Raw genomic sequence first — 8274 nt, 5'->3', positions numbered from 1 at the left:
CTTGTGGGGGGAGGGGGAAAAAAGAGAGGGGAAGGGAGCAAAAAGAACAAAACCGGAAACCCTCTCCGGGGACCCCTTCCCTAAACGGCGGCTCCTTCCCCCCCCGGCGGCGTTTCGCTGCTTTCCCTTGTGCGCACACCGGACTGATATCTAACATTTCAGTCCATGGAAGCCGTGCCCCGCACCCTGCTCAGAGACCGTGCCTACGCGGCGATCCGGGACGCCATCGTCGCCGGGGACATCGCCCCCGGCGCGGTGGTGCGCGACGCCGACCTCGCCGAGCGGCTGGGCCTGTCCCGGGCGCCGGTGCGGGAGGCGTTCTCGCGTCTGGTCGACGAAGGGCTGCTGGAGAGCAAGCCGCAGAGCTACACGCGTGTGACGCCGGTCGTGGCGGCCGACGTGCGCGACGCGGCGGCCGTGGTCGGCGCGATGCACGAGCTGGTCGCCCGGGTCGCGGTGCCCCGGCTGTTCGCGGCGGACGTCGAGGCGATGCGCGCGGCCAACGAGCGGTTCGCCGCCGCCGTACGCACCGGGAACGTGGACGCCGCCCTGCGCGCCGACGACGAACTGCACGACGTCCTCGTCCGCGCCGCCGGCAACCGCGCGGCCGCAGCCACCGTCGCCCGCTACACCCCGCTCATCCGGCGGCTGGAGCGACGCCGCTTCGCCGAGGGCGGCGCCTGCCGTTCGGCGGGACTGCACGGACAGCTGATCGAGGCCTGCGCATCCGGCGACGTGGACGAGGCGGTCCGGGTCACGGCGGAGATCTGGCGGACCCTGGCCGACCTGGCCGACACCGACTGAGCCGAGGAGGCTCCATGGCCCCCGAGTCCCTTTCCTCCTACGACCGCTATCCCCTCCTCTTCGGCCCCTCGCCGGTCCACCCCCTGGAACGGCTCACCGCCCATCTCGGCGGGGCCGCTCTCTGGGCCAAACGGGAGGACTGCAACTCCGGGATCGCGTACGGCGGGAACAAGACCCGCAAGCTGGAGTACCTGGTGGCCGACGCGCTCGCCCGGGGCTGCGACACCCTCGTGTCGATCGGCGGAGTGCAGTCCAACCACACCCGCCAGGTCGCCGCCTGTGCCGCCCGGGCGGGACTGAAGTGCGTCCTGGTGCAGGAGAGCTGGGTGCAGTGGCCCGACTCCGTGTACGACAAGGTCGGCAACATCCTGATCAGCCGGCTGGCCGGGGCCGACGTGCGGCTCGTCCGGGCCGGGTTCGGGATCGGCTTCAAGGAGAGCTGGGAGCAGGCGCTCAGGGAGGTCGAGGAGTCGGGCGGCAAGCCGTACGCCATCCCGGCCGGGGCCTCCGACCATCCTCTCGGCGGGCTCGGCTTCGCCCGCTGGGCGTACGAGGTCGCCGAGCAGGAACGGCAGGCGGGCGTCTTCTTCGACACCGTGGTCGTCTGTTCCGTGACCGGGTCGACCCAGGCCGGCATGGTCGCCGGGTTCGCCGCGCTGGAGCAGGAGGGCGGGCGGCCCCGGCGCGTCCTCGGCATCGACGCCTCGGCCAGGCCCGCCGAGACCCGCGAGCAGATCGCCCGCATCGCACACGGCACGGGCCGGCTGATCGGACTCGAGCGGGAGCTGACGGTCGAGGACGTCGAGCTCGACGAGCGCTACCACGCGGGCGTCTACGGCGTCCCGGACGAGACGACGCTGGAGGCGATGCGGCTCGCGGCGCGGACCGAGGGCATGGTCACCGATCCCGTCTACGAGGGGAAGTCGATGGCCGGGCTCGTCGACCTGGTCGCACGCGGCGAGATCGCCGCCGACTCCACCGTGCTGTACGCGCACCTGGGCGGGCAGCCCGCGCTGAACGCGTACAGCGCGCTGTTCTGACCGCCCGGACCGCGCCGAGCACCCGCGGTGCTCGCTGCCCGGCGCCGCCGCGGCAGGTCGTGAACTCCGCGGGCCCGCCGCCGGATCCGGCGGCGGGCCCGCGGAGACAGGCGCAGTAAGCGGGGTTACTCTCCGTTCAGGGCTCGCCCGCCACGCGACGAAGAAGCCCGGTTCGCAAGGAGTAACTGGATGACGCAGGTCAGGCCCATGCGCGCGGACGCTCGCCGCAACTACGAGCGCTTGCTGAGGGTGGCGGCCGAAGCCTTCGCCGAGCATGGCGAGGGCGCCTCCCTCGACGACATCGCCAAGCGGGCGGGCGTTGGATCCGGCACGCTGTACCGGCACTTCCCGACGCGTCAGGCACTGCTGGAGGCGGCCTACGTCGACCGGATCGAGGCGCTCGCCGCGCGGGCCGGCGAACTCGGCGGCGAACTCCCGCCCGGCGAGGCGCTGGTGGCGTGGCTCGACGAGCTGTGCGTCGGCACGATCCAGGTCCGCGGCATGAAGGCGCTGCTGGGCTCCGCCGTGGCGGACGGGAGCGCGGCCGCGGTCACCGTCTGCGGCACACACATGAAGGCGGCGGCCGCCGGGCTGGTCGAGGCGGCGCAGCGGGAGGGGACCTTGCGCCCGGACGTCGACGCGATCGACGTGCTGCGGCTCGCCCACGGGGTGGCGACCGCGTCGGAACTGGCCAAGGGGGACGGCGAGGTCATCCGCCGGTATGTGTCGCTGCTGACCGAGGGGCTGCGGCCCCGGCGGTGAGGACGGCGGGCGCCCCCGTGGTGGCGGGCGCCCGTGACCGGGCGGCTGCGGGCCGACCCGGGCGCGGCTACAGGGCCTGGGCGCCCGGCTTCACCATGTTGCGTACGGTGCGGGCCTTCACGAACTCCCCCACGGCCGTCATCTCCCACTCGCCGGAGAACTGCTTGATCAGCTTGGCCATCAGCACGCCCGTCTGCGGTTCGGCGCCGGTCAGGTCGAAGCGGACCAGTTCCTCGCCGGAGGAGGCGTCCAGCAGCCGGCAGTAGGCCTTGGCGACCTCGGTGAACTTCTGGCCGGAGAAGGAGTTCACGGTGAAGACCAGACCGGTCACGTCCTGCGGGAGGCGGCCGAGGTCGACGACGATCACCTCGTCGTCGCCGCCGCCCTCGCCGGTGAGGTTGTCGCCGGAGTGCTTGATCGCGCCGTTCACGATGGAGAGCTTGCCGAAGTAGCAGCTGTCGATGTGGTTGCGCTGGGGGCCGTAGGCGATGACCGAGGCGTCCAGGTCGATGTCCTTGCCGCGGAACGCGGGCTCCCAGCCCAGCCCCATCTTGACCTGCGAGAGCAGCGGGCGGCCGCCCTTGACCAGGGAGACGGTCTGGTTCTTCTGCAGGCTGACCCGGCCCTTGTCCAGGTTGATCTTCCCGCCGCCCGGCGCGGCGGTGGGCGGGGCCGGGGGAGCGGCGGGCGGCGCGGTCGCGGCGAGCCGCGGGTCCACGGGCGGCGCCGACGGCGTCACCGGGGTCCGGACGGCCGGCTGGGGCGGCGTGAGCTGCTGCGGCGGGGCGACCGGCGCCGGCTCCTCCACCGTCACGCCGAAGTCGGTCGCGATGCCGGCCAGGCCGTTGGCGTACCCCTGGCCGACCGCACGGGCCTTCCAGGCGCCGTTGCGCAGATAGATCTCCACGACCACCAGCGCCGTCTCGGCTCCGAGCTGCGGGGGCGTGAACGTGGCCAGGACGCTGTCGTCGTCCGCGCCGCGGATCGTCGCCGTCGGTTCGACGCCCTGGAACGTCTGCCCCGCGGCGTCCGGGCTCGCGGTGACGACGATCTTCTCGATGCCCGGGGGGACCGCGGCGGTGTCGACAGTGATCGCGTCGGGGGACGTGCCGCCGCCGGAGCGGTAGGTCACGCCGGGGCCGCTCGGCTGGTTGTAGAAGATGAAGTCGTCGTCGGAGCGCACCTTGCCGTCGGCGGTGAGCAGCAGGCCCGAAACGTCGAGCCGCACCGGGGCGGCGACGTCCACCGTCACACGCGTGACGGGGAGAGGGATGTTCGAGCCGGGGGTCATAGCTGTCATGCCGGGTGAACGAACGAGACCACTTTGCCGTTCCCTTACCCAACAGAGTGGCCACGCGGACGCCCGTGCGAACACCCGGGCGGGCGACCGGACGGGCGTCCGGGCCGTCCCGCGCGGACGTCCGTGAACGATGCCGCGAGACCCGCGGGAGTGCCCGGCAGGCCCGCCGGGAGCGCACCCGGCAGGCCGGGCGTCAGGGCACCACCACGATCTTCCGGCCCACCCCCGCGGCGAACTGCTCCAGCGCCTGGGGGTAGCGCTCCAGCGGGATCCGGTCGCTGATGAACACCTCCGGGTCCAGCACCCCGTTCGCGAACAGCTCCGCCGCCCGCTCGAAGCTGTGCAGCACGGCCATCGAGCCGGTGATGGTGATCTCCTGGTTGTAGATCCGGTACGGGTCGATGGTCACCCGGGTCGCGTAGTCCGCCACCCCGAACTGCAGGAACGTCCCCGCCTTGGCCACCCGTCCCAGACCGTCCTGGATCGCCGCCGCGTTGCCGGTCGCGTCCACCACCAGGTCCCAGCCCTGCGGACGCTCCAGCTCGTCCGCGTTCGCCGCCGAACCCGTGACGCCCAGCCGCCGTGCCGTCTCCAGCCGCGCCGGGTTCACGTCCACCACGTCCACGGCGGCCGCCCCCGTGCGCTTGGCCAGCTCCAGCATCATCAGTCCCATCGTCCCCGTGCCGTAGATCAGGACGTGCGCGCCCAGCCGGGACCGCAGGACGTCGTAGCCGCGCACCGCGCACGACAGCGGCTCGATCAGCGCCGCGTCCTGCGTCCGCACGTGCTCGGGCAGCCGCACGCAGTTCGCCACGGGGGCGACCGCGTACTGCGCCGCGCCGCCCGACGTGGTCACGCCGATCGCGGCCCAGCGCTCGCACAGGTTGTTGTGGCCGGTACGGCAGTGCCGGCACTCGTGGCAGTACAGGGACGGGTCCACCGCCACCCGGTCGCCCACCGCCACCTCCGTGACCTGGGCGCCGACGCCCACGACCGTGCCCGCGAACTCGTGGCCGGGCACGATGGGCAGCTTGGGCGCGAACTCGCCCTGCAGGATGTGCAGATCGGTGCCGCACAGGCCGCAGGCGGCGACCTCGACGACCACCTCGCGCGGACCGGGCGTCGGATCGGGGACGTCGGTGACGACGGCGCGGCCCACGGACTCGATGACGGCGGCCTTCATTTCACGGCTCCCAAGGACAGGCCCTGGACCAGTTTGTCCTGGGCGGCGAACCCCGCGGCGAGCACCGGCAGGGAGATGACGAGCGAGGCGGCGCACACCTTCGCCAGGAACAGGCCCTGGCTGGTGATGAAGCCGGTCAGGAAGACGGGGGCGGTCTCCGCGACCACGCCCGTGAGCACCCGCGCGAAGAGCAGCTCGTTCCAGCTGAAGATGAAGCAGATCAGCGCCGTGGCGGCGATGCCCGGCAGGGCGATCGGGGCGACCACGCGCGCGAGGACCGTCGGCAGCCGCGCCCCGTCCACCCGCGCGGCCTCGATGATCGCCACCGGGACCTCGGACAGGAACGACTGCATCATCCACACGGCGATCGGCAGGTTCATCGAGGTGTACAGGACGACCAGCAGCCAGACGTTGTCCAGCAGGCCCGCGTTCCTGGCGAACAGGTAGATCGGCAGCAGCCCCGCCACCACCGGCAGCATCTTGGTCGACAGGAAGAAGAACAGGACGTCGGTCCACTTCCGCACCGGCCGGATGGACAGCGCATAGGCCGCCGGGAGGGCGAGCAGCAGGACGAGGACGGTCGAGCCGGCCGACGCCACCGCCGAGTTGACCAGCGCCGGCCAGGGGCTCGCGCCGCCGTCGGCGCCGAAGAACTCGCGGTAGCCGTCGAGGGTGAGCGGCGCGGCGAAGGACGGCGGGTTGGTCGCCGCGTCCTGCTCGGAGTGCAAGGACGTCAGGGCCATCCAGGCGACGGGCAGGAAGAACACGATCCCGGCCGCCCAGGCCAGCAGGCCGAGACCGCCTCGGCGTACGGCGTTCATGCGCGGGACGCCTCCTCGCGGAACAGGGACGACACGACCCGCAGGGCGAAGGTCGCGATGACGATCGAGCCGATGACCACCAGGACGCCCGCGGCCGAGGCCAGTCCGTTCTCGTGGGCCTGGTAGAAGCTCTGGTAGACGGTGTAGGGCAGGTTGGCCGTGCCCAGGCCGCCGGAGGTGAGGGTGAAGACCGCGTCGAAGTTCTGGACGATGTAGATCGAGCCGAGCAGGGCGCCCAGCTCCAGATAGCGGCGCAGGTGGGGGAGTGTGAGGTGGCGGAAGATCTGCCAGTCGCTCGCGCCGTCCACCCGAGCCGCCTCGGTCTGCTGCTGGTCCCGGCTCTGCAGTCCGGCGAGCAGGATCAGCATCATGAACGGGGTCCACTGCCAGACCAGGGAGGCCTCCACGGCGAGCAGCGGGGTGTTCGAGATCCAGTCCGGCTGGGGCCCGCCGACGTACTGCAATAGGCCGTTGAGCAGGCCGTACTCGGGGTTGTAGAGGACGTGTTTCCACAGCAGCGCGGCGGCCACGGGCACCACCAGGAAGGGTGCGATCAGAAGCGTGCGGACCACGCCCCGGCCGCGGAAACGGCGGTCCAGGAGCAGCGCCAGCGCCAGCCCGAGCGCCAGGCTGACCAGCACCACGGCCGCCGTCAGCAGGACGGTCGTCCACACCGAGTGGCGCAGGTCGGCGTCGGTGAGGACCTGGTGGTAGTTGTCGAGGCCGGTGAAGCGCCGGGCCCTGGGGTAGAGGGCGTTCCAGTCGAAGAAGGAGATCACCAGTGTGGCCACGAAGGGGAGTTGGGTGACCACGATCATGAAGACCAGGGCGGGCAGCAGCGGGGCCCGGGTGGCCCAGGCGCGCAGCCGGGCGTTCGGCCCGTGAAGGGTGCGTACGGGTGGCGCGGCCACGGGCGCCGTCGTCGTCGCGGTCATCGGCCCTCGTACTCCTCGGAGATGCGCTCGGCGAGCTGCTGGGACTTGTCCAGGGCCGACTCGACGGACTGGCGTCCGGCGATGGCCGCGCTGATCTCCTGGGAGACCTTGGTGCCGAGGTCGGTGAACTCGGGGATGCCGACGAACTGGATGCCGGGCGCGGGCCGCGGCTGCACCCCCGGGTCGTTGGGCTTCGCCGCCTCGATGGCCTGCTTCGTCATGTCCTGGAAGGCGGCCGCCTCCGCGCGGTAGGCCGGGTTCTCGTACGTCGACGCCCGCTTGCCGGCCGGCACGTTCGACCAGCCGGTCTTCTCGCCGACGAGCTGCTCGTACTGTCTGCCCGACGCCCAGGAGACGAACTTCCAGGCCTTGTCGGGGTTGCGGGAGGCCTTCTGGATGCCCCAGGCCCAGGTGTAGAGCCAGCCGGAGGCGTCGGTCCGCTCCACGGGGGCGGGGGCGTAGCCCACCTTGCCCCTGACCGGGGAGTCGGCCGCCTCCAGCGAACCGGCCGCGGAGGTGGCGTCGTACCACATGGCGACCTTGCCCTGGGTCATGTTGTTCAGGCACTCGGCGAAGCCGGACTGGGCGGCTCCGGACTCGCCGTGGGCGCGGACGAGGTCGACATAGAACTTCGTCGCCTTCTCGAAGGCGGGGGAGTCGAGCCGCGCCTTCCAGTCCTTGTCGAACCAGGTGCCGCCGAAGGTGTTCACGACGGTCGTCAGGGGCGCCATCACCTCGCCCCAGCCGGGCAGTCCGCGCAGACAGATCCCCTTCATGCCGGGTTCGGCGCCGTCGGCCTTCGCCGCGAGGTCGGCCACCTGACGCCAGGTGGGATGCGCGGGCATCGTCAGCCCCTGCGCCGCGAACACGTCCTTGCGGTACATGAGGAAGGACGACTCCCCGTAGAAGGGCTGGCCGTAGAGCCTGCCGTCGTCGCCGGTGAGCGACTCGCGCATCGGCTTCAGCACGTCCTGCTCGTCGTACGCCGGGTCGCCGGCCACGTACGGGTCCATCGACCGCAGCCAGCCGTTGCGGGCGTAGATCGGTATCTCGTAGTTCGACAGGGTCGCCACGTCGTACTGGCCCGCCTGGTTGGCGAAGTCCTGGCTGATCTTGTCGCGGACGTCGTTCTCGGGCAGGACGGTGAAGCTGACCTTGATGCCGGTCTGCTTGGTGAAGTGCTCGGCGGTCAGCTTCTGCAACTCGGTCATCTGCGGGTTGTTGACCATGAGGACGTTGAGGGAGTCGCCGCCGGAACCCGCCCCGCCGGCTCCGGCCCAGCAGCCGGAGAGCAGCGGGGCGAGCAGCGTCCCTGCGGCGGCCGCGGCGAGCGTGGCTCGCGGCCTCCGTCGGCTCGGGGTGCGCATGGATCGCTCCTGGGCATAGTGGGATGTTCGGGGCATCGCACGGCGTGCGGATCCCGCACGGA

The 8274-nt window shown here is 71.8% G+C and carries 8 protein-coding genes; 3 read left to right on the top strand and 5 right to left on the bottom strand.

All coding sequences use genetic code 11. The features are described 5' to 3' along the window. Positions 1-165: 165 nt before the first annotated feature. The 3 genes from ACZ7DE_RS20350 to ACZ7DE_RS20340 all read left to right on the top strand — a co-directional run bounded on the left by ACZ7DE_RS20350 (position 166) and on the right by ACZ7DE_RS20340 (position 2606). A complete protein-coding gene (locus ACZ7DE_RS20350; protein WP_470763101.1) occupies positions 166-804 on the top strand; it encodes a GntR family transcriptional regulator in 639 nt (212 codons plus the stop codon). Positions 805-818: 14 nt separating this feature from the next. Further along, positions 819-1844, top strand: a complete 1026-nt coding sequence (locus ACZ7DE_RS20345) for a 1-aminocyclopropane-1-carboxylate deaminase (protein WP_470763099.1) — start codon at positions 819-821, stop codon at positions 1842-1844. A gap of 189 nt (positions 1845-2033) precedes the next feature. Further along, entirely contained in the window at positions 2034-2606 is a 573-nt protein-coding gene (locus ACZ7DE_RS20340; RefSeq protein ID WP_470763097.1) for a TetR/AcrR family transcriptional regulator, read from the top strand. A gap of 67 nt (positions 2607-2673) precedes the next feature. Here the strand turns inward: ACZ7DE_RS20340 and ACZ7DE_RS20335 are convergent, their stop codons facing one another. From ACZ7DE_RS20335 to ACZ7DE_RS20315, 5 genes are all read right to left on the bottom strand, one after another. Further along, positions 2674-3897, bottom strand: a complete 1224-nt coding sequence (locus tag ACZ7DE_RS20335; RefSeq protein WP_470763610.1) for a TerD family protein — start codon at positions 3895-3897, stop codon at positions 2674-2676. A 202-nt stretch (positions 3898-4099) separates the two neighbouring features. Beyond that, positions 4100-5089: a zinc-dependent alcohol dehydrogenase family protein gene (locus ACZ7DE_RS20330; protein ID WP_470763095.1), complete on the bottom strand. Its 990-nt coding sequence runs from the start codon at positions 5087-5089 to the stop codon at positions 4100-4102. Continuing rightward, complete coding sequence (locus ACZ7DE_RS20325) at positions 5086-5910, bottom strand: carbohydrate ABC transporter permease (protein ID WP_470763093.1); 825 nt, start codon at positions 5908-5910, stop codon at positions 5086-5088. The genes ACZ7DE_RS20330 and ACZ7DE_RS20325 overlap by 4 nt, the downstream gene beginning before the upstream one ends. Beyond that, positions 5907-6845 carry a carbohydrate ABC transporter permease gene (locus ACZ7DE_RS20320; RefSeq protein WP_470763091.1) on the bottom strand — a complete coding sequence of 313 codons (939 nt, stop codon included), beginning with the start codon at positions 6843-6845 and terminating at the stop codon, positions 5907-5909. Before ACZ7DE_RS20320 ends, ACZ7DE_RS20325 begins: the two co-directional genes overlap by 4 nt. After that, on the bottom strand, positions 6842-8212 hold the full coding sequence (locus tag ACZ7DE_RS20315) for an ABC transporter substrate-binding protein (RefSeq protein WP_470763089.1): 1371 nt from the start codon (positions 8210-8212) through the stop codon (positions 6842-6844). Before ACZ7DE_RS20315 ends, ACZ7DE_RS20320 begins: the two co-directional genes overlap by 4 nt. Positions 8213-8274 lie beyond the last annotated feature (62 nt).

The organism is Streptomyces sp. NPDC037083 (assembly GCF_055606485.1).
The sequence above is the reverse complement of the archived record's forward strand: the minus strand, read 5'-3'. Positions and strand labels throughout refer to the sequence as shown.

Excerpts from the sequence above, each read along its gene's own strand:
- ACZ7DE_RS20350 (WP_470763101.1), top strand. The coding sequence starts at position 166 with ATGGAAGCCGTGCCCCGCACCCTGCTCAGAGACCGTGCCTACGCGGCG.
- ACZ7DE_RS20345 (WP_470763099.1), top strand. The coding sequence starts at position 819 with ATGGCCCCCGAGTCCCTTTCCTCCTACGACCGCTATCCCCTCCTCTTC.
- ACZ7DE_RS20340 (WP_470763097.1), top strand. The coding sequence starts at position 2,034 with ATGACGCAGGTCAGGCCCATGCGCGCGGACGCTCGCCGCAACTACGAG.
- ACZ7DE_RS20335 (WP_470763610.1), bottom strand. The coding sequence starts at position 3,897 with ATGACCCCCGGCTCGAACATCCCTCTCCCCGTCACGCGTGTGACGGTG.
- ACZ7DE_RS20330 (WP_470763095.1), bottom strand. The coding sequence starts at position 5,089 with ATGAAGGCCGCCGTCATCGAGTCCGTGGGCCGCGCCGTCGTCACCGAC.
- ACZ7DE_RS20325 (WP_470763093.1), bottom strand. The coding sequence starts at position 5,910 with ATGAACGCCGTACGCCGAGGCGGTCTCGGCCTGCTGGCCTGGGCGGCC.
- ACZ7DE_RS20320 (WP_470763091.1), bottom strand. The coding sequence starts at position 6,845 with ATGACCGCGACGACGACGGCGCCCGTGGCCGCGCCACCCGTACGCACC.
- ACZ7DE_RS20315 (WP_470763089.1), bottom strand. The coding sequence starts at position 8,212 with ATGCGCACCCCGAGCCGACGGAGGCCGCGAGCCACGCTCGCCGCGGCC.